The sequence below is a fragment of the Pseudomonas poae genome, assembly GCA_028869255.1.
In the GTDB taxonomy this organism is placed as follows: domain Bacteria; phylum Pseudomonadota; class Gammaproteobacteria; order Pseudomonadales; family Pseudomonadaceae; genus Aquipseudomonas; species Aquipseudomonas poae_C.
In genome coordinates this window covers 5312933-5334418 of sequence record CP110972.1, presented here as the reverse complement: position 1 = coordinate 5334418, position 21486 = coordinate 5312933, and the positions used below count along the sequence as shown (strand labels likewise).

Annotated in this window: 9 protein-coding genes and 2 pseudogenes; 5 read left to right on the top strand and 6 right to left on the bottom strand. The window is 60.4% G+C overall.

Going from position 1 to position 21486, the window contains the following annotated elements; all coding sequences use genetic code 11:
* Positions 1 to 12: 12 nt before the first annotated feature.
* Complete coding sequence (gene putA / locus LRS56_24225; protein WDU61862.1) at positions 13 to 3966, bottom strand: trifunctional transcriptional regulator/proline dehydrogenase/L-glutamate gamma-semialdehyde dehydrogenase; 3954 nt, start codon at positions 3964 to 3966, stop codon at positions 13 to 15.
* 460 nt (positions 3967 to 4426) lie between these two features.
* Here putA and putP point away from each other — a divergent pair, with 460 nt between their 5' ends.
* From putP to LRS56_24205, 4 genes and pseudogenes are all read left to right on the top strand, one after another.
* Positions 4427 to 5911 (top strand): sodium/proline symporter PutP, encoded by a 1485-nt coding sequence (gene putP / locus LRS56_24220; GenBank protein ID WDU61861.1) that lies wholly within the window; start codon positions 4427 to 4429, stop codon positions 5909 to 5911.
* 205 nt (positions 5912 to 6116) lie between these two features.
* Positions 6117 to 8110, top strand: a pseudogene (locus LRS56_24215) (type VI secretion system tip protein VgrG).
* Positions 8111 to 9166: 1056 nt separating this feature from the next.
* On the top strand, positions 9167 to 9553 hold the full coding sequence (locus LRS56_24210; protein ID WDU61860.1) for a hypothetical protein: 387 nt from the start codon (positions 9167 to 9169) through the stop codon (positions 9551 to 9553).
* A gap of 527 nt (positions 9554 to 10080) precedes the next feature.
* Positions 10081 to 10806 (top strand): DUF4123 domain-containing protein, encoded by a 726-nt coding sequence (locus tag LRS56_24205; protein WDU65807.1) that lies wholly within the window; start codon positions 10081 to 10083, stop codon positions 10804 to 10806.
* Here the strand turns inward: LRS56_24205 and LRS56_24200 are convergent.
* A complete protein-coding gene (locus LRS56_24200; protein ID WDU61859.1) occupies positions 10792 to 12069 on the bottom strand; it encodes an O-acetylhomoserine aminocarboxypropyltransferase/cysteine synthase in 1278 nt (425 codons plus the stop codon). The genes LRS56_24205 and LRS56_24200 overlap by 15 nt on opposite strands.
* A gap of 254 nt (positions 12070 to 12323) precedes the next feature.
* On the opposite strand from LRS56_24200, the gene rlmJ reads away from it, so the two are divergent.
* Positions 12324 to 13160: a 23S rRNA (adenine(2030)-N(6))-methyltransferase RlmJ gene (gene rlmJ / locus LRS56_24195; GenBank protein WDU61858.1), complete on the top strand. Its 837-nt coding sequence runs from the start codon at positions 12324 to 12326 to the stop codon at positions 13158 to 13160.
* Positions 13161 to 13243: 83 nt separating this feature from the next.
* Here the strand turns inward: rlmJ and msrA are convergent, their stop codons facing one another.
* From msrA to aceE, 4 genes and pseudogenes are all read right to left on the bottom strand, one after another.
* Positions 13244 to 13891: a peptide-methionine (S)-S-oxide reductase MsrA gene (msrA, locus tag LRS56_24190; protein WDU61857.1), complete on the bottom strand. Its 648-nt coding sequence runs from the start codon at positions 13889 to 13891 to the stop codon at positions 13244 to 13246.
* Positions 13892 to 13963: 72 nt separating this feature from the next.
* On the bottom strand, positions 13964 to 16657 hold the full coding sequence (locus tag LRS56_24185) for an EAL domain-containing protein (GenBank protein ID WDU61856.1): 2694 nt from the start codon (positions 16655 to 16657) through the stop codon (positions 13964 to 13966).
* 315 nt (positions 16658 to 16972) lie between these two features.
* Positions 16973 to 18625, bottom strand: coding sequence for a dihydrolipoyllysine-residue acetyltransferase (gene aceF, locus LRS56_24180; protein ID WDU61855.1), 1653 nt, complete (start codon positions 18623 to 18625; stop codon positions 16973 to 16975).
* An 11-nt stretch (positions 18626 to 18636) separates the two neighbouring features.
* Positions 18637 to 21283 (bottom strand): annotated as a pseudogene (gene aceE, locus LRS56_24175) (pyruvate dehydrogenase (acetyl-transferring), homodimeric type).
* Between the last annotated feature and the right edge of the window lie 203 nt (positions 21284 to 21486).

The following is a 21486-nucleotide window of genomic DNA, read 5'->3' as shown; positions in this document are numbered from 1 at the left end:
AGGGAGAAGGGTTTAGCCGATAGTCATCAGGCTGGCGTTACCGCCCGCCGCCGCCGTGTTAACGCTCAGCGCACGTTCAATCACCAGACGCTCCAGCGCAATCGCCGTCTCGCCCTGCGACAAGCCATGCACCCCGACAATCGCGCCACCGCGCTGCGCCACTTGCTGGCAAACGGCACGCAGTTGGTCGGAGTCCCCGTGGTGCAGGACCGCGTCGAACACCACTTCGTCCTTGGTCCAGTCGGCCACGCGCTTGACCTTCGCCTGAATCTCCTTCGGCAGGCGTGGGAGCAAGGCTTTGGTCAGGTCGGTTTCCGGCCAGACCGCCGCACCGCCCACCGCCAGAACCGCCGCCAGTTGGGTCAGCAGGTCGCCTTCCACTTCGGCCAGGCACAGTACGTGCTCGCGGGGCAGGATCGCGTAGCTGTTGCGCTCGCCGGTCGGGCCGGCCAGTTGGCGGGTGATACCGCTTTGCGATTGCGCGGCGAACTGGCTGCACAGGGCGCTCAGTTCGCTGAACTGGTTGCTGTCGGCCCAGGTTTTGAGGGCGGTCAGCGGCTGGCTCATGGCATCACGCAGGCGTACATCCGGTGCAGCCAACTTGTCGCCACGTACGAAGGATTGCTCGATCGCATCGGTAGGGCGCGTCGACAGCAGGCGGTACAGGTACAACGGACCACCGGCTTTCGGGCCGGTGCCCGACAGGCCTTCGCCGCCGAACGGCTGCACGCCGACCACGGCACCCACAATGTTGCGGTTCACATAGACGTTACCGGCATTGACGTTATCGATCACCTTGGCGATGGTTTCGTCGATGCGGGTGTGCACGCCCAGGGTCAGGCCGTAGCCGGACGCGTTGATCTGGCCGATCAACTGGTCGATCTCTTTGCGCTTGTAGCGCACCACGTGCAGCACGGGGCCAAAGATCTCGCGTTGCAGCTCGTCGAAGCTTTCCAGCTCGATCAGGGTTGGCATCACGAAGGTGCCGCGCTTGATCTCTTCGCCGTCGGCAATCGCCACTTGGTACACAGCGCGGCCTTTGTCACGCATGGCCTGGATGTGTTTCTCGATGCCGGCCTTGGCTTCGGCGTCGATCACCGGGCCGATATCCACCGACAGGCGCTCAGGGTTGCCGAGGCGGCATTCAGCCATGGCGCCCTTGAGCATTTCGATCACACGGTCTGCCGAATCTTCCTGCAGGCACAGTACACGCAGGGCCGAGCAACGTTGGCCGGCGCTGTCGAAGGCCGAGGAGACGACGTCGATCACCACTTGCTCGGTGAGGGCCGAGGAGTCGACGATCATCGCGTTCTGGCCACCGGTTTCGGCGATCAGTGGAATCGGACGGCCCTGGGCATCCAGGCGCCCGGCGACGCTGCGTTGCAGCAGGCGGGCAACTTCGGTGGAGCCGGTGAACATCACGCCTTTGACGCGATCATCACCCACAAGGCGCGCACCGACGCTTTCGCCCTGGCCCGGCAGCAGTTGCAGCACGCCTTCCGGAATACCGGCTTCCAGCAAAATGCGCACCGCTTGAGCGGCCACCAGCGGGGTTTGCTCGGCAGGCTTGGCCAGTACCGGGTTACCGGCGGCCAATGCAGCGGCGACCTGACCACTGAAGATCGCCAGCGGGAAGTTCCACGGGCTGATGCACACCACCGGGCCCAGTGGGCGGTGGGCGTCATTGGTGAAGTCGTTGCGCGCCTGCACCGCGTAGTAACGCAGGAAGTCCACGGCTTCGCGCACTTCGGCGATGGCGTTGGCGAAGGTCTTGCCGGCTTCACGGGCCAGCAGGCCCATCAGCGGCTGGATCTCGCCTTCCATCAGGTCGGCGGCGCGTTCCAGGATCGCGGCGCGCTCGGCGGGCGGGGTGGCCTGCCAGATCGGGCCGGCATTGATGGCGCACTGGATGGCATTGTCGACGTCTTCGACGGTGGCTTCCTGTACATGGCCGACCACATCACGCAGGTCGGACGGGTTCAGCACGGGGGCGGCGGCTTCATTGCTGGCGGCGCAACCCAGCATCGGCGCGGCTTTCCAGTTGTTATGCGCGGTGGCCAGCAACGCGCAGGACAGCGACGCCAGGCGGTGTTCGTTGGCCAGGTCGATGCCCGCCGAGTTGGCGCGGTCGCTGCCATACAGGTCACGCGGCAGCGGGATACGCGGGTGCGGCAGGCCGAAGCCGCCTTCCAGCGTCGCCATCTGCTCGATGCTGGCCACCGGGTCGGCCACCAACTCCTGAATCGAGATGGACTGGTCGGCAATCCGGTTGACGAACGAGGTGTTGGCGCCGTTTTCCAGCAGGCGACGCACCAGGTAAGCCAGCAGTGTTTCGTGGGTGCCAACCGGTGCATACACGCGGCACGGACGGTTCAGCTTGCCTTCGGAGACCTTGCCTACAACCTGCTCGTACAGCGGTTCACCCATGCCGTGCAGGCATTGGAACTCGTACTGGCCGGGGTAATAGTTCTGACCGGCGATGTGGTAGATGGCCGACAGCGTGTGGGCGTTGTGCGTGGCGAACTGCGGGTAGATGACTTCCGGTACCGACAGCAGTTTGCGTGCACAGGCAATGTAGGAAACGTCGGTGTACACCTTGCGGGTGTACACCGGGTAGCCTTCCAGGCCCTCGACCTGGGCGCGCTTGATTTCGCTGTCCCAGTAGGCGCCTTTTACCAGGCGGATCATCAGGCGATGGCGGCTGCGGCGGGCCAGGTCGATCACGTAGTCGATCACATACGGGCAACGCTTCTGGTAAGCCTGGATCACGAAACCGATGCCGTTCCAGCCGGTCAATTGCGGCTCGAAGCACAGGCGTTCCAGCAGGTCCAGCGACAGCTCCAGGCGGTCGGCCTCTTCGGCGTCGATGTTCAGGCCGATGTCGTAGTGCTTGGCCAGCAGGGTCAGGGACAGCAGGCGCGGGTACAGCTCGTCCATCACACGCTCGTATTGCGCACGGCTGTAGCGTGGGTGCAAGGCCGACAGCTTGATGGAAATGCCCGGGCCTTCATAAATCCCACGGCCGTGGGAGGCTTTGCCGATGGAGTGAATGGCTTGTTCGTACGAGGCCAGGTACTTCTGGGCATCGTGCTCGGTCAGTGCGGCTTCGCCGAGCATGTCGTAGGAATAGCGGAAACCCTTGGCTTCGAACTTGCTCGCGTTGGCCAGGGCTTCGGCGATGGTCTCGCCGGTGACGAACTGCTCGCCCATCAGGCGCATGGCCATGTCGACGCCCTTGCGGATCATCGGCTCGCCGCTTTTGCCGATGATGCGGCTCAGGGAAGAGGTCAAGCCCGCCTCGTTGTGCGTGGCGACCAGTTTGCCGGTCAGCAGCAGGCCCCAGGTGGCGGCGTTGACGAACAGCGACGGGCTGTTGCCCAGGTGCGGCTGCCAGTTGCCGGTGCTGATCTTGTCGCGGATCAGCGCGTCACGGGTGCCTTTGTCCGGGATGCGCAGCAGCGCTTCGGCCAGGCACATCAGGGCCACGCCTTCCTGGGACGACAGGGAAAATTCCTGCAACAGGCCCTGAACAATACCGGCACGGCCGCCGGCACTTTTCTGATTGCGTAGCTTCTCGGCGATCGAGGCCGCCAGCTTGTTGGTGGCTTCGGCCATTTGCTGCGGCAGGCGGGCCTGCTCGATCAGCATCGGCACCACTTCCGGCTCAGGGCGGCGGTAAGCGGCGGTGATCGAGGCGCGCAATACGGATTGCGGCAGGATACTCTCGGCGAATTCAAGGAAGCACTGGTGAGCGTGGTCGGGCTGGACCTCGCCTGCGTCTTCAGCGTCCTTGCTGCTCAAGCCATTGAGCTCGGACAGGGTTGCACCACCCTCGAGTTTCTCCAGGTAATTGAAAATCGCCTGTTTGATCAGCCAGTGCGGCGTGCGATCAATGGAGGTCGCGGCCGCCTTCAGGCGTTCGCGGGTCGGGTCGTCGAGTTTGACCCCAAGGGTGGTCGTAGCCATTTTCTTATCCTCATGGGTGCCACTACCGAGTGGCATCAGCTGGCGGCAAGATTAGCTGCGCCCATGAAGAGGTGCAACCGGGTGCAACCCATTTTGTGCATGATTTTTTTGATGGTGATCGGGAAAAAATCCGGCCTTCGACGGAAACCGCTTTGAGTTGGTGCATTTGCTTCTGAGATCGGCTGTTCTTGCTCCGAAAAGGAGCAAAAACCCGGTGTTTTTCGCAAAACACACTTAGGTGCAACTTATTCTCAAGAAACTGGTTGCACCTTATTTGCTTTGTTGAATAGCATTCGCGCCCAAGGTGCAACCAGCTTAAACGTCTGGTTCATCGGCTGACGGCTTTCCTGGGGAAACGTCAGTCATAAATGCACGGCACGCAGTTACGTTTACCTACTTTCCGTGGGTGGCCGTCTGACAGACCGCTGCTACATAAAAAAAAAGCCAGGGCGTCACTCTTATGAGCGTTAGCAATCCCACCCTGATCACGTTTGTGATCTACATCGCAGCAATGGTGCTGATCGGCTTCATGGCCTATCGATCCACCAACAACCTTTCCGATTACATCCTCGGCGGTCGCAGCCTCGGTAGCGTGGTCACGGCCTTGTCGGCCGGTGCATCCGATATGAGCGGCTGGTTGTTGATGGGCTTGCCGGGCGCGATCTACATGTCCGGCCTGTCGGAAAGCTGGATCGCCATTGGCCTGATCGTCGGTGCCTACCTGAACTGGCTGTTCGTGGCCGGTCGCCTGCGAGTGCAGACCGAACACAACGGCGACGCCCTGACCCTGCCGGACTACTTCTCCAGCCGCTTCGAAGATAAAAGCGGCCTGCTGCGGATCATCTCTGCGGTGGTGATCCTGGTGTTCTTCACCATTTATTGCGCCTCCGGCATCGTGGCCGGTGCCCGCCTGTTCGAAAGCACCTTCGGCATGTCCTACGAGACCGCCCTGTGGGCCGGCGCTGCAGCGACTATTGCCTACACCTTCGTCGGTGGTTTCCTGGCGGTGAGCTGGACGGATACCGTACAAGCTACGCTGATGATCTTCGCGCTGATCCTCACGCCGATCATCGTGCTGCTGGCCACCGGCGGCGTCGATACCACCTTCCTGGCCATCGAAGCCAAGAACCCCGACAACTTCAACATGCTGAAAAACACCACCTTCATCGGCATCATCTCCCTGATGGGCTGGGGCCTGGGCTACTTCGGCCAGCCGCACATCCTGGCGCGCTTCATGGCGGCGGATTCGGTGAAGTCGATTGCCAATGCACGTCGCATCTCCATGACCTGGATGATCCTGTGCCTGGGCGGCACCGTGGCCGTGGGCTTCTTCGGCATCGCCTACTTCTCGGCGCACCCTGAGGTGGCTGGCCCGGTGACCGAGAACCACGAACGTGTGTTCATTGAACTGGCCAAGCTGCTGTTCAACCCATGGATCGCGGGCGTGCTGTTGTCGGCGATTCTGGCGGCGGTGATGAGCACCCTGAGCTGCCAGCTGCTGGTGTGCTCCAGTGCCCTGACCGAAGATTTCTACAAGACCTTCCTGCGCAAGAACGCCTCCCAGCTTGAGCTGGTGTGGGTCGGCCGCGCCATGGTGCTGGTGGTTGCGCTGATCGCCATCGCCATGGCCGCCAACCCGAACAACCGCGTACTCGGCCTGGTCAGCTACGCCTGGGCCGGTTTCGGCGCCGCGTTTGGCCCTGTGGTGCTGATCTCGGTGATCTGGAAACACATGACCCGCAACGGCGCACTGGCCGGTATCCTGGTGGGCGCGATCACCGTGATCGTGTGGAAGCATTTCGAACTGCTGGGGCTGTACGAAATCATCCCAGGCTTTATCTTCGCCAGCCTGGCGATCTACTTCGTGAGCAAGATGGGCGCACCGACTGTCGGTATGGTTGAGCGTTTTGATGCGGCGGAAAAAGACTACAACCTCAACAAGTAATTCGCCGGGCGTTCGGCGCCCGTTGAGTTGAAAAAAAGGCCCGCGTCCTACGGATGGCGGGCCTTTTTTTGTGTGTGATTTGCGCCGGTCCGAGGAATATTCTGACGCTGGCGTGTAGGGTTTTACTGATTTATCCGGGGCATGCTCAGCAGGGCGTAATCGTGGTGCAGAATCGGTCGCCTATTCCTTCGCAGAGAAACACCGGATGTTCGCTTCTGCCAATCAAACTGCCTTTACCCTGACGCTGGATGGGGTCGCCAGCGATCTTAAGGTCTACAGCTTCCAGGGCGTGGAAGCGCTCAGCCAGCCCTACCGTTTTGACCTGGAACTGGTCGGCGAGCAAGCCGATCTGGACCTCGAAAGCCTGCTGCATCGCCAGGTGTATCTCGGTTTCGACGCACAGGGCCATGGCGTGCATGGCCTGGTCGAGCGGGTGGCGCAGGGCGATTCCGGGCGGCGTCTCACGCGCTATCAGCTAAGCCTTGTGCCGCAGTTGGCCTACCTGAAACACAGCAGCCACCAGCGTGTTTTCCAACACAAAACCGTGCCGCAGATTGTGGCGGCGGTGCTGGCCGGGCAGGGCATTCAAAGCGACCAATTCGAGTTTCACCTGAGCGGTACTTACCCTCAGCGCGAGTATTGCGTGCAGTTCGGCGAAACCGATCTGGCGTTTATTCAGCGCCTGTGTGCGGAGCTGGGGATTCACTATCACTTCCAGCATTCAACCGAACGGCACCTGCTGGTGTTCGGCGATGATCAAACCCTATTTGCCCAGGCTGATCAGCCGACCCCTTACATGCCCGGTTCCGGGATGGTCGCGGATACCCCGGCGATCAAGCGGTTCGGCGTGCAGTTGGCCACCCGCACCACGGCGGTGAATCTGCGCGATTACGATTTTCGCAAGCCAGGCCTCGGGCTGGAAACCGCTGCCAATGGTGAGAGCCTTCCCCAGCTTGAGCAGCAGCTCTACCCCGGCCACTTCAGCGACCGCGCCCAGGGTAAATACCTCGCGCAGCGTGGGTTGGAGCGGCATCGCAGTGACTACCGGCTGGCCCAGGGGCCGGTGATGAGCCAGCACTGGTCAGTGGCCGGTTCCTCACGCTGAGCGGGCACCCGCGTGCCGAGTGGAATGCGTTGTGGCTGGTGACGCAAGTAACCCACTGGGGCAAGCAGCCCCAAGTACTGGAGGAGGCTGTAACCGAGGTCGCGGGTGGGGATTTTCGTCAGGGTTATCACAATGAATTTGCCGCCACGCCCTGGGACGTGATCTATCGTGCGCCGCTGCCGGAACAGCCGCGTCCAAGCATTTCCGGCTTTCAGAATGCTGTGGTTACGGGCCCTGCCGACAGTGAAATCCATTGCGACGAGTACGGCCGGGTCAAGGTGCAAATGGCCTGGGATCGCGTGGGGGCGCATAACGACCATTCCAGTTGCTGGTTACGGGTCGCCACTGGCTGGGCCCATGACCGTTATGGCGCGGTGCTGATCCCCAGGGTGGGCATGGAAGTGCTGGTGGGCTTCGTCAATGGCGACATGGACATGCCGCTGGTGATGGGCTGCCTGCCCAACGCGGCGACCTCGGTGCCTCTGGACCTGCCGGCTGACAAGACCCGCAGCATTTTCCGCAGCCAGAGCAGCCCCGGCGGTGGCGGCTACAACGAGCTGCGTATCGAGGACCGCAAGGGCGCCGAGGAAATCTACCTGCGCGCCCAGCGTGACTGGACCCAGCATGTGCTGCATGACCAGCAGCTTCAGGTTGAAAACCGGCGCCGGGTGAGGGTCGGCGGCGAGTCGCACCATGAGCTTCAGGGCGAAGAACAGCGCATCACCCACGGCAACCGCCTGACTGAACTCAAGCAGGATGATCATCTGGTGGTCGGCGGTTCACAGCAGATGCGGGCCGGGCAGACCATTCAGATTGGCGCAGGGCAGAGCATCGTCATCGATGCCGGGGCCAGCGTGACGATTCAGGCGGGCGGGCAGTCGATCACAATTTCTGCGGGCGGGATTTTCAGCAGTGTGCCGATCCAGATTGGCGGTGGCCCCGCGCCGGCGGCGTCGCCGCTGATGCCGGGCCTGAAGGAGAAATTGCTGGCGGTGGTCCCCGCACCGCTGAGCCGTGTGCAGGTGGCGAGCTTGAAACGCAGCGCACCGTTTTGTGAGGAGTGCGAGCGTTGCAAGAACGGGCAGTGCGATCTAGCGCAGCACGGCGGCGGCAGTCATAAAAGTCGCGCAGCCCCTGCGGCGAAAGAATCGGCTGTCGAACCGGGTTTTCATATTGTGCAACGCGTCATGCCGCGTGGTGAATTGGAGAAGTCTCTGTTCGAGTCTCCCAGTGCGATTGTGCTGGAGCGTTTTCGCAGCCTGAATCCACAACTCACGCAGTATGCCAGGCCCGGGCAGATGCTCGTCCTCAGCGACCCACTTAACAGTCAGTGCACGCGCGAGGAAGCGTTGCTGATGGCGGCTGCACAGGAGGTGAACAATGCGCTGGCGCCGATGAGTGATGAGGACGCGGCGTTTATGGTGGAGCACCATGAGGTGGTTCGTGGGTTTTTGGCGGAGGGTTCGATGGCGGTGGGTGTGGGATCTTCAATGGTGAGCAAGCATTTGGGCAGCATTGAAAAGGCCCTTACAAACCTTGAGAGGTTGCATGTAGAAACCTTTCAACAGCACGGCAAGCTGCAAGGCGCTGAGTTCTTCGCTGAGCGAAAAATCTTGCTGAAGCAGTTGGATAACGGCCTCGGACCTCTTGTGCGTAAAGGCGTTGGCATTCCTGATCATCTAAAGCTGAAAAGTGCGATGGGTATCTCTAGTCGCAGTCTTGTCCATCATTGGAAAAAGGCGGGTGTTTCAGGGGGGATCCCCGGTTATGCGACGCACATACAGGGTGTTGCACGGGCGAGCCAATATATGAAAGTTGGTGGTTTCGTCGGTATCGGTTTGGGGGGCATCGGCCTCTGCGTTAAAGGTGAAGGAAACGTGTCGAGTTGGAACTGCTGCGGAGTGTAACAAAGTGAAACTCACGGAGGGCGGCAGCTTTTTAGCCTCCGCTGGAGGTGGGGCGGCGGGTGCGTATTTGGGAGCATTGGCGGCCGCTCCGGTATGTATTGCTATAGGCGTAGGAACCTTTGGCATAGGCGGGTTGGTTTGCGGCGTGGTGGTTGTGGGAGCTGGAGCTGCAATAGGGGGTAATGCCGGAGCTGGAATAGGGGGGGAGTTGGGGGAAGTTGTTTATGAGGGGGTTAAGTAAATATGGAGAGCGCAAGGGTTTTATATGTGTATTGTTTGGTGGTTGCGGCGGTATGGGTCGTTCTTGTTTTAGTAGGGCAGGTATATTTTTCGTATCGTAAAGTCGATGAGATATTGGAGTGCTTGGGTGCTTCAAGATTGGTCTCTTACCGTAAGCATTTTATTGGTTCTGACTTTTTTAGCAAAATGTTTTTCGTCAATACTATTGTTGGGATGTTTGTTTTCCAGAAGCTGCACATTAAAGATGGGGCCGTTACGCGTGAAGAGTTGGATAAGGTTCCTCGCCGGCTAATGCTTGAGTTAAGGCTGTGGGGGTTTTTCTTGATGGGTATGGGGGCGTATGCGGTTACTTTATGGTGTGTGGGTGAATATGTGGGCTGGCTTAAATGACGCTGTTTTGAGAGGTAAAAGTTAACGTGTTTGTAAGTGGCGTAAAGGATGTTTATTTTAGTTTGCTGAGTTTGTTTTTTTTATTGGCTTGTATCGTGCCTGTTTGGGCGTTATACCTTTCCTACTTTAAGATGGAAAAGATGCGAGTGCATTTAAAGCGTAGTTGGCTAATTGTAGAGGCAAGCGAAGCTATTGGCTGGGACCCTATAAGTAGATCGTGGGCGATAAGACGTGTGATCGTTGCTTTCGCTTTTCCTGCACAGTCTATAAAAAACGGGCTTCTTAATGCTGAAGACTACGCTGAATTTCCGAAGACGCTCAAGGTTATTTTGAGATGCCTAGGTGTCTGTTCAGTGGTCTTCACCCTTGGCATATTAATTTTGTATGTAATAGGAGACCTTGCGGGGTGGGAGGATGTTGATTGGTTTTAGATTAGGCGAGAGTTTTTAAAAGTGTAATTGTGTGTGGCGATAATTATTTTGAAAAGCGAATCACTGCTGCGTCTTGATTTGATTGGAATGTATCTAATGCCGAATCAGTTGTTACCAAAAACTTGGTTAACCCACTGCCCGCTTCAGCCGACTGAGAATGTCTTCGTTATTCTCAGTAACGCCGGCGATACACAGCCAGTCGATGCTTGGCGAAAACTGGCAGTCGGCAAACCGCCACAACCCATCTGGGCAGGCACAGCCTACGCCGAATGGACCGAGGTAATGCCTTACGTCGCGGTGATCGAACCCGACAGTCCTTTTCTCGACTGGGTAGGCACTACTACCTCAACCGATTGGGGCTGGCTGGCAGTGTCCTCCAGTCCGTTGGAAACCGTGATTGCGCACCTGCAAGGCTTGACCAAGGTCTACCTGCCGGATGGGGAGGACGTGTTCTTGCGTTTCTGGGATGGCGCTCAGTTTTTACCCATCTTGCGGGGCTTAGGCGATGAGGCCGGTAAGGTCTTGCCGGTGTTCCAGCGCTATCTGATCAACGGCCAGCCACTGACGGTTGTGCCGGCGCCGGTGACCGAGGCCAAAGCCAGCCCCTGGTGGCGAGTGCCGGCAGCGTTAATGGAGCAACTGGCTGAGCAATCGCCTCAAACCCTGATCGGCAACCTGCTGCAATGGCTCGAAGAGCAGCGCCCGGACCTCTACACCGCCTTTACGCCGACGACCTTGCAGCACAAGGTCGCGTATTTTGCGCGCAGTGCGGATATTCGCCATGAGGCGCTGGCCGCCTACCTGGCCTCAGAGTTGAGTTGAGCCCAGTGCCTGCTGCAAATCTTCGATCAAGTCTTCAATCGCCTCGATGCCCACCGACAGGCGAATCATCTCCGGCTTGACGCCGGCCTTGGCCTGTTCCTGTTCGTTCATCTGCCGATGGGTGGTGGACGCTGGGTGGCAGGCCAGGGACTTGGCATCGCCGATATTCACCAGGCGCTTGAAGATTTGCAGGGCATCGTAGAAGCGCACGCCGGCTTCATAGCCGCCCTTCAAGCCGAAGGACAGGATCGCCGATGGTTTGCCCTGCATGTATTTCTGCGCCAGGGCGTGGTGCGGGTGGTCCGGCAGGCCCGCGTAGCTGACCCACTCAACTTCGGCATGGCCTTGCAGGAACTGCGCGATCTTCAGCGCATTTTCGGTGTGGCGCTCCATGCGCAGGGCCAGGGTTTCCAGGCCTTGCAAGAGCAGGAAGGCATTCATCGGTGCCAGCGCCGCGCCGGTATTGCGCAGCGGTACGGTGCGGGCACGGGCGATAAAAGCGGCAGGGCCGAATTTTTCGGTGTAGATCACGCCGTGATAGGCCGGTTCGGGCTGGTTTAGCCCGGGAAATTTCTGCGGGTACTGCGTCCAGGGAAAGGTCCCGCTGTCGACGATGACCCCACCCAGGGAGTTGCCATGGCCACCGACGTATTTGGTCACCGAGTGCACCACGATATCGGCGCCAAACTGGATCGGCTTGCACAGGATCGGGGTGGCCACGGTGTTGTCCACCATCAAGGGTATGCCGCGAGCGTGGGCGACGTCGGCCAGGGCTTCGATGTCGATGATATTGCCCGCCGGGTTGCCGATGCTTTCGCAGTAGACCAGCTTGGTATTGTCGTCGATCAGTTCGGCGATGGCTTCGGCGGAGTCGTTACGGGCGAAGCGCACATCGACGCCGAAGCTCGGCAGCAAGTGGGCGAACAGGGTGTAAGTGCCGCCGTAGAGTTGCGGCGTGGTGACGATATTGTCTCCGGCGCGGGTCAGGGTCTGGATCGCGTAGTGGATCGCCGCGCTGCCGGCTGACACGGCCAGGGCGGCGATACCGCCTTCCAACGCCGCGATGCGCTGTTCCAGCACATCGTTGGTGGGGTTCATGATCCGCGTGTAGATATTGCCCGGCACATCCAGGTTGAACAGGTCGGCGCCGTGTTGGGCATTGTCGAATTCGAAGGCGACGTTCTGGTAGATCGGTACCGCTACGGCCTTGGTGGTCGGGTCCGACTTGAAGCCGTGGTGCAGTGCAATGGTGGCGTCTTTCATGATTGTTATTGACCTCCTTGGATTTCATGGGCGCCCCCGATGACAAATGTGGGAGCTGGCTTGCCTGCGATAGCATCACCGCGCAGTACGGGTAATACCGCGTCGCCTGCATCGCGGGCAAGCCCGCTCCCACAACGGGGATTAGACTGTTTTCCGCGGTTTACCTGCCTTTGCGACATAAGCACCGCCCGGCATGCGGCCCTGCACCTTTGCGCCGGTAAAAGGTAAACTTCGCCCCCTGCGCAGGAGCAACCATGAATTATCGTCACGCCTTTCACGCCGGCAACCACGCCGATGTCTTCAAACACCTGACTTTGACCCGCCTCATCGCTCTGATGTCGCGCAAGGAGCAGCCGTTCGCCTACCTCGACACCCACGCCGGTATCGGTCTGTATGACCTGCAAGGCGATCAGGCCAACCGCACCGGTGAATACCTGGAAGGCATTGCCCGCCTGTGGGGCGCAAGCGACCTGCCGCCGCTGACGGCCGACTACATGCGTGTGCTGCACGAGATGAACCCGGATGGCCAGTTGCGTTACTACCCGGGCTCGCCGGAGCTGGCGCGGCGCCTCACGCGCCCCCAGGACCGCGTGTTGCTTAATGAAAAGCACCCCGAAGATGGCGTGCTGCTCAAGGACAACATGAAGGGTGATCGCCGGGTCAAAGTGCATTTGGGCGAAGGCTGGCATGTGCCGCGAGCCTTGTTGCCGGTGCCGGAAAAGCGCGCGCTGATGCTGATCGACCCGCCGTTCGAGAAACTCGATGAGATGCAGCGCTGCGCAGCGTCCCTCAAGGAGGCCGTCAGCCGCATGCGCCAGACTGTCGCGGCGATCTGGTACCCGGTGAAAGACCAACGCATGTTGCGCCGGTTCTATCAGGACCTGGCCGGCACCGGCGCGCCGAAGCTGCTGCGCGTGGAGTTGCTGGTGCATCCGCTGGACACGCCCAACACCTTGACCGGCTCGGGCCTGGCGATTGCCAACCCGCCGTGGGGCCTGGAAGAGGAGTTGCGTGAGCTGCTGCCGTGGTTGTCCAAGAAGCTTGGCCAAACCCAGGGCGGGTGGCAGATGGATTGGCTCATCGCTGAGTAGCTATAAGTTTCAAGCTGCAAGCTGCAAGTAAAAGCAGAACCCGGCACTTACAGCTTGTAGCTTAAAACTTGCCGCTCCGATCCTTAGATCGGGCAGGTCACGCCCGTGCCGCCGATCCCGCAATAGCCCTGCGGATTCTTCGCCAGGTACTGCTGGTGATACGTCTCGGCGAAGTACACGGTCGGCGCTTCTTCGATTTGCGTGGTGATCGTGCCCAGGCCGGCTTTGGTCAATTCACCCTGATACGCCTCGGCACTGGCTTGCGCCGCCGCCAATTGCTCAGGCGTGGTCGCATAGATCACCGAACGGTACTGGCTGCCGATGTCGTTGCCCTGGCGCATGCCCTGGGTCGGGTTGTGCAGTTCCCAGAACATCTTCAGCAGGTCTTCATACTTGAGTTTGGCCTGGTCATACACCACCAGCACCACTTCGCTGTGGCCGGTCAGGCCGGAGCAGACTTCTTCATAGGTCGGGTTCGGTGTGTAACCGCCGGCGTAGCCGACCACGGTGCTGACCACGCCGTCGCGCTGCCAGAACCGCCGCTCGGCGCCCCAGAAACAACCCAGGCCGAAGATTGCAAAGCCGACGTCATCCAGAAACGGGCCCAGCAGCGGGTTGCCGTTGACGAAATGCGTCTCTGGCAGCGCCATCGGGGTTTCACGGCCAGGCAGAGCTTGTTCTTGAGTAGGCAGCACGTTTTTGTTCACCAGAATTTCCGAGCGCAAGACCATGATCAGTCCTCTCAGTCAGATTGAGTTGGGTAAGAATTCAGACCGCCAGTGTGCCCGAGTGTTACAGCGCTGTCAGGCGATAGGCCCGCGAGGATAGCGTTTAAGCATCTTCAGCAGCTCTGCGCCGGGGATCGGCCGGTCGAACAGGTAGCCCTGGCCCACATCGCAACGATGGCGGCGCAGGAACGCCAGTTGCTCGGAGGTTTCGACGCCCTCGGCCACTACTTTGAGTTTGAGGTTGTGGGCCATGGCGATCACCGCCGAGGTGATTTCCATGTCGTCCTGGTTGTCCGGGATTTCATGGATAAAGCTGCGGTCGATCTTGATGATGTCGATGGGGAATTTTTTCAAGTAACTCAGCGACGAGTAACCGGTGCCGAAGTCGTCCATGGCCAGGGTCAGGCCAAAGCTCTTCAGTTGATCCAGTTGCAGGCGTGTGTCCTCGGTGGCTTCGAGCAGCAAGCCTTCGGTCAGCTCAAGCTCCAGCAGGTTGGCCGGCAGTTGTTCTTCCTTGAGGATCGTGGCGATCGAGGCCACCAGGTCCGGGTCGGAGAACTGTTTGGGCGACAGGTTGATCGCCACCTGCAAATTACCCATGCCCGCAGCGCTGAGCTGCTTGCTCATGCGGCACGCCTGACGGGCGATCCACTTGCCGATGGGGATGATCAGCCCGGTCTCTTCGGCCACGCTGATGAATTGGTCAGGGCGGATCATGCCCTTTTCCGGATGGTTCCAGCGCAACAGCGCTTCCATGCCCAGCAAGCGGCCGCTGCGCAGGCAGAGCTTGGGCTGGTAGAACACGTCCAGCTCGTTCTGGGTCAGGGCGCGGCGCAGGTTGTTTTCCACGAACAGCTTGTAGCTGGCCTCGGCGTTCAGCGCTTCGGTAAACACCTGCACCTGGTGTTTGCCGTTGGCCTTGGCCTTGTGCAGCGCCAAACCGGCGTTGCGCATCAGGGTCTGCGGGTCGCGGCCATGCAGCGGCGCGCAGGCCAGGCCCACGGAGCCGGTGACGCTGATCAATTGGTTGTCGACGAACATCGGCTTGTCGAGGGTCGCCAGCAGTTGGCTGGCGACCTGCTGGCCGCTTTCAAGGTCAGTATCGTCGAGCAACACCGCAAACTCGTTACTGGCAAAGCGCGCCAGGCTGCCACTGGCACTCAGGCTGTTGCGCAGGCGACGGGCCAGGCTGATCAGCAGCTTGTCGCCGGTCTGGTGGCCGAGGCTGTCGTTGATCCGCTTGAAGTTGTCGATGTCCACCAGCAGCAGGCTGATCGGGCTGTCGCTGTCGCGGGCAAAACGCTCGTCGAGGTTGCGGATGAACGCCGGGCGGTTGCCGAGGTTAGTCAGGTTGTCGGTGTAGGCCAGGCGCTCGATGCGTTGCTGCGCGAGCTTGGTCTGGGTGATGTCTTCGTAGATGCCGATGTAGTGCGTCAGCTCTCGGTTATCGCCGTACACCTTGGAAATCGACAGCTGGCCCCAGTAGGGTTCCAGGTTCTTGCGCCGGCTCTTGAACTCGCCCTGCCAGCTGTTGCTCTTGGCCAAACTCGATGGCGCGTCGAACAGCAGCTCACTGAGGTTTTCCAGGGCCGGCAGCTGCGCCAGGCGGTGGCCGTGGACTTCTTCGGCGCTGTACTGGGTGATCGCGGTGAAGCTCGGGTTGACGTACTCCACCACGCCGTCGCAGTTGACCAGCAAAAAGGCGTTGGCGCTCTGCTCCACGGCGCGCTGAAACAGGTGCAGGGCGCTGGTGGCGGTACGGCGATTGTGGTTGTTGATGACCTGTGCGAACTGGTCGGCCAACTCACCGGCGAAAGCGATCTCATCAGCCTGCCAGGCACGCGGGCTGCCGCCCTGTTCCAGGCACAATACGCCGATCACCTGGCCATCCACGCGGATGCTTGCGTCGAGCATCGCGTAAACGTCCTTGGCGCGCAGGTTCTCGGCCATTTCCCGGGTGCGCGGATCGCGCATGGCATTGGTGGCGTCGATGGCGCGGCTGGTGTGCAGGGCTTCCAGGTAGTCGGGGTAGCTGCTGGCGTCGATCGGTTCGGGCATGTGGTGCCGTTGGCCTGCGCGGTGGTAGGCCGAGATCGGCACCAGGCGCTGGCCTTCGAGGTTCCAGATGCTGGCGCAATCGATCTGGTAGATATCGCAGGCGCTGCGGGTGATCAGCTCGGCGGCTTCCTGCAGCGAATTGTTGGTGGTGTAGCGCTGGCGGGCCAACAGCAGGATCAGTTCCTGCTGGGCGCGCACTCGCTCCAGGTGCTGCAACTGTTCCTGCTGGGCGCGCTGGTTGAGTTCCAGGGCGATCTGCAGGCGGCTGTTCTGATTCTCCAGTTCCGCTGTGGGCGCCGGGGAGGGGACTTCGCTGAACAGGCCGTCGACCACCATCAGGTAGCCGCGCAGCAGGTGGCGATTGTGTTGTTTGTAGGCTTCACCCATTTCCAGCAGGCTCAGGGGCCCGTCGTTGGTGTGCAGGGTGTAGCGCACCAGGTAATGCGGACTTTGGGTCAGTTGTTGCTGAATCGCATCGTGCAACTGATAGCGGGCCTGGGGTTCCATCAGGCTGGCGTAGGGTGTGCCGACCAGCGCACACAGCTCGACCGCTGGCAGGCCGAATTGGCGCTCGCAGTTGGGGTCGAGGTAGAGAAGGGCCCAGCTTGCCTCATTAAGCCGCTCGAAACGCAGCATACCGAGGCGCGAGGGCACCGGTAACTGCGTCACTACCTCGGCCGCCATACGGGCGACATCGGGTTGGCTTTTCATGGGGGAGACTCACTTGAAATAACGCGCACGGCGCCGGGCTCACGCCCTCTTTTCTGTTGCCTGCGGCAAGGTTGCATCATGCGGCGCGGGCTGACAAGAGAGGATGAAGGCTAAGTGCTATAAGGGTGTTATCGGCCGTGAGAGGGATTTCTACAGTCGAGGTGATGGAAGGTGTACAAACCTGTTTTGTGTGTCCAGTTTTATGCCCGAAAACAAGCAAAAAAAGCCCCGCCAATTGGCGGGGTTGAGGTACGAGCGTGGCGCTCGGAAATCGCTGCAGCCAGGCCCCCTCGGTGAAGAGGAGGCCGCGGCGGCTTACAACAGGATGGTGCGGATGTCGTTGAGCAGTTGGCTCAGGCGCTGCGTGAAACGTGCAGCGGCGGCGCCGTTGATCACACGGTGATCGTAGGACAACGACAGCGGCAGCATCAGCTTCGGCTGGAACGCTTTACCGTCCCAAACCGGCTGGATAGTTGCCTTGGACACACCCAGGATCGCCACTTCCGGCGCGTTGACGATTGGCGTGAAGCCAGTGCCGCCAATGTGACCGAGGCTGGAGATGGTGAAGCAAGCGCCTTGCATATCGTCTGCGGTGAGCTTCTTGTCGCGGGCTTTGGCAGCCAGCGCAGCCGCTTCGGCAGCGAGTTGCAGCAGGCTCTTCTGGTCGACGTTCTTGATGACCGGTACCAGCAGGCCATCCGGGGTGTCGACGGCAAAGCCTACGTGCACGTACTTCTTGCGAATGATCGCCTTGCCGCTTGGCGCCAGCGAACTGTTGAAGTCCGGCAGTTCCTTAAGCAGGTGCGCACACGCCTTGAGCAGCAGCGGCAGCACGGTCAGTTTCACGCCGGCTTTCTCGGCCACGGCTTTCTGCGCAACGCGGAAAGCTTCCAGGTCGGTGATGTCGGCCTGGTCGAACTGAGTCACGTGCGGAATGTTCAGCCAGCTGCGGTGCAGGCTCGACGCGCCGATTTGCATCAGGCGGGTCATCGGCACTTCTTCGGTTTCGCCGAAGCGGCTGAAGTCCACGACCGGGATCGGCGGAATGCCCGAACCGCCGGTTGCAGTGCCGGCAGCCGGGGCTTCCTTGGCTTTCTGCATCATGGCTTTGACGTAAACCTGCACGTCTTCCTTCAACACGCGGCCGTGCGGGCCGGTGGCCGACACAGCGTTCAGCTCAACGCCAAACTCACGGGCCAGCTGACGCACGGCTGGGCCTGCATGCACCTTGGCACCGCTCGGCGCAGGTGCGGCAGCAGGGGCCGGTACGGCCTCGGCTTTGGCAGCAGGCGCGGGGGCGGCAGCGGCCGGAGCCGCAGGCGCCGCTTCAGCCTTGGCCGCTGGAGCAGCAGCCGGTGCTGGGGCAGCGGCAGGCGCAGCGCCTTGCACTTTCAGCTTGAGGATGAAGTCGCCAGTGCCGACTTCGTCTTCCAGCTTGACCGCGATGCTTTCCACCACGCCGGCAGCCGGCGAAGGGATTTCCATGGAGGCCTTGTCGGACTCCAGGGTGATCAGCGACTGGTCGGCTTCGACGGTGTCGCCGACTTTAACCAGCAGCTCGATGATCTTGGCCTTGCCCGACGAACCGATGTCCGGAACATGAATGTCCTGGACAGTGGCAGCGGCCGGTGCAGCAGCCGGGGCCGCTGGGGCCTCGGCAGCAGCAGGCTTTTCAGCAGCAGGTGCGAGTGCAGCAGCGGCAGCAGGAGCCGCCGCTGGCGCCGCATCAGCGGCACCTTCGATTTCCAGTTCCAGCAGTTCGTCGCCTTCTTTCAGGCGGTCGCCCAGCTTCACTTTCAGGCTCTTGACCACGCCGGCTTTGGGAGCAGGGATTTCCATGCTCGCCTTGTCCGATTCCAGGGTCAGGATGCTCTGGTCGGCTTCGACGGTGTCGCCGACCTTCACAAACAGCTCGATTACTTCACCTTCACCGCTGCCGATGTCAGGTACGCGAATGAGTTCGCTCACAAAAAATCTCCTCAGCAGTCCAGTGGGTTGCGTTTTTCCGGGTTGATCCCGAACTTGACGATAGCGTCAGCCACCACCTTGGGTTCGATCTCACCACGGTCAGCCAAGGCTTCCAGGGCTGCCAACACCACGAAGTGACGGTCGACTTCGAAGAAGTGACGCAGCTTCTTGCGGCTGTCACTGCGGCCGAAACCGTCGGTGCCCAGGACTTTGAATTCCTTGGACGGGACCCACTGGCGAATTTGTTCAGCAAACAGCTTCATGTAGTCGGTAGAGGCAATGACTGGACCTTTGCGGCCGGCCAGGCACTCTTCGACGTAGCTCTTCGCAGGTTTCTGACCTGGGTGCAGGCGGTTGTTGCGCTCGACTGCCAGGCCGTCGCGACGCAGTTCGTTGAAGCTGGTAACGCTCCATACGTCAGCGCCGACGTTGAACTCGTCACGCAGGATCTTCGCCGCTTCACGCACTTCACGCAGGATGGTGCCGGAGCCCATCAGCTGCACGTGGTGCGCCGCTTCCTTGGTGTCTTCTTCGAGCAGGTACATGCCCTTGATGATGCCTTCCTCTACACCGGCCGGCATGGCTGGCTGCTGGTAGGACTCGTTCATCACGGTGATGTAGTAGAAAACGTCCTGCTGCTCTTCGGTCATCTTCTTCATGCCGTCCTGGATGATCACCGCCAGCTCATAGCCGTAGGTTGGATCAAAGGTGCGGCAGTTCGGGATGGTGGCAGCCAGGATGTGGCTGTGACCGTCTTCGTGTTGCAGGCCTTCGCCGTTCAGCGTGGTACGGCCGGCGGTGCCGCCGATCAGGAAACCACGGGTACGGCTGTCGCCTGCTGCCCACGCCAGGTCGCCGATACGCTGGAAGCCGAACATCGAGTAGAAGATGTAGAACGGCAGCATCGGCTGGTTGTGGCTGGAGTACGAAGTACCGGCAGCGATGAAGGAGCCTCATGGCGCCCGCTTCGTTGATGCCTTCTTCGAGGATCTGGCCCTTCTTGTCCTCCTTGTAGAACATCACCTGGTCTTTATCGACTGGCTCGTAGAGCTGGCCGACGGAGGAGTAGATGCCCAACTGACGGAACATGCCTTCCATACCGAAGGTACGGGCTTCGTCCGGGATGATCGGCACGATGCGCGAACCGATTTCCTTGTCCTTGACCAGCTGCGCGAGGATCCGCACGAAGGCCATGGTGGTGGAGATTTCACGGTCGCCCGAGCCGTCCAGGATAGCCTTGAGGGTATCGAGTGGCGGTGTAGGGATGTTGAAGGACTTGGCGCGGCGCTGCGGCACGAAACCGCCCAGGGCAGTGCGACGCTCGCTGAGGTAGCGGGCTTCGGCGCTGTTTGGCTCCGGCTTGAAGAACGGCAGGTTTTCCAGCTCTTCGTCTTTGACGGGAATGTCGAAGCGGTCGCGGAACAACTTCAGGCTTTCAACATCAACCTTCTTGGTGTTGTGCGCGGTGTTTTTCGCTTCGCCGGCACCGGTGCCATAACCCTTGATGGTCTTGGCCAGGATGACGGTCGGTTGTTCTTTGTGGTTGACCGCTTCGTGGTACGCCGCGTAGACCTTGTACGGGTCGTGGCCACCACGGTTGAGTTTCCAGATCTCGTCGTCGGACAGGTCTGCAACCATCGCCTTGAGTTCCGGCGTGTTGAAGAAGTGTTCACGCACGAACGCGCCGTCTTTGGCTTTGTAGTTCTGGTACTCGCCGTCGATGACTTCGTCCATGCGACGTTGCAGGATGCCGTCGACGTCTTTGGCCAGCAGTGGGTCCCAGAAACGGCCCCAGATGACTTTGGTCACGTTCCACTGAGCACCGCGGAACACGCCTTCGAGTTCCTGGATGATCTTGCCGTTGCCGCGAACCGGGCCGTCGAGGCGCTGCAGGTTGCAGTTGATGACGAAGATCAGGTTGTCCAGCTTCTCGCGGCCGGCCAGGGAGATGGCGCCCAGGGATTCCGGCTCGTCGCACTCGCCGTCGCCCAGGAAGCACCAGACTTTCTGCTTGCCTTCAGGGATGAAGCCACGCGCTTCCAGGTACTTCATGAAGCGTGCCTGGTAGATCGCCTGGATCGGGCCCAGGCCCATGGATACAGTCGGGAACTGCCAGAAATCAGGCATCAGCCAAGGGTGCGGGTACGACGACAGGCCGTTACCGTCCACTTCCTGGCGGAAGTTGTTCATGTGTTCTTCGGTGATGCGGCCTTCCATGAACGCACGGGCGTAGACGCCTGGCGAGGTGTGGCCCTGGAAGTAGATCAGGTCGCCGCCGTGTTCGTCGGTCGGGGCCTGGAAGAAGTAGTTGAAGCCGATGTCATACAGGGTTGCGCTGGAAGCGAAGCTGGAGATGTGACCGCCCAGGTCAGAATCTTTCAAGTTCGTGCGCATTACCATCGCCATGGCGTTCCAACGTACCAGCGAGCGAATGCGGCGTTCCATGAACAGGTCGCCAGGCATGCGTGCTTCGTGGGTAACAGGGATGGTGTTGCGGTATGGCGTGGTGATGGCGTAGGGCAGTTGCGAGCCGCTGCGGGTCGCGAGTTCGCCCATACGGGTCATCAGGTAGTGAGCACGGTCTTCGCCTTCTTTGTCGAGAACCGATTCCAGGGCGTCCAGCCATTCCTGGGTTTCGACGGGATCGAGGTCTTGCATGGCTTGCTCCAGGGCGGAAAGGCTACCAGAATCGGTTGCCTGAAGTTTGCGACTGGCCTTGTGGGCAGACGACATAAATTCTTGGATGGCCGAAGGTTGCTTCGGCGTCCTGTAGTTTTACTACAAATCGTCGGCCATTTCAGCCTTTCGAATGTATATACGAGTAGTAAAACTACACAAGACCGAGCGGATTGCTCGGTCTG

Excerpts from the sequence above, each read along its gene's own strand:
- msrA (WDU61857.1), bottom strand. The coding sequence starts at position 13,891 with ATGGTCTTGCGCTCGGAAATTCTGGTGAACAAAAACGTGCTGCCTACT.
- putP (WDU61861.1), top strand. The coding sequence starts at position 4,427 with ATGAGCGTTAGCAATCCCACCCTGATCACGTTTGTGATCTACATCGCA.
- LRS56_24205 (WDU65807.1), top strand. The coding sequence starts at position 10,081 with ATGCCGAATCAGTTGTTACCAAAAACTTGGTTAACCCACTGCCCGCTT.
- LRS56_24210 (WDU61860.1), top strand. The coding sequence starts at position 9,167 with ATGGAGAGCGCAAGGGTTTTATATGTGTATTGTTTGGTGGTTGCGGCG.
- rlmJ (WDU61858.1), top strand. The coding sequence starts at position 12,324 with ATGAATTATCGTCACGCCTTTCACGCCGGCAACCACGCCGATGTCTTC.
- LRS56_24200 (WDU61859.1), bottom strand. The coding sequence starts at position 12,069 with ATGAAAGACGCCACCATTGCACTGCACCACGGCTTCAAGTCGGACCCG.
- putA (WDU61862.1), bottom strand. The coding sequence starts at position 3,966 with ATGGCTACGACCACCCTTGGGGTCAAACTCGACGACCCGACCCGCGAA.
- LRS56_24185 (WDU61856.1), bottom strand. The coding sequence starts at position 16,657 with ATGAAAAGCCAACCCGATGTCGCCCGTATGGCGGCCGAGGTAGTGACG.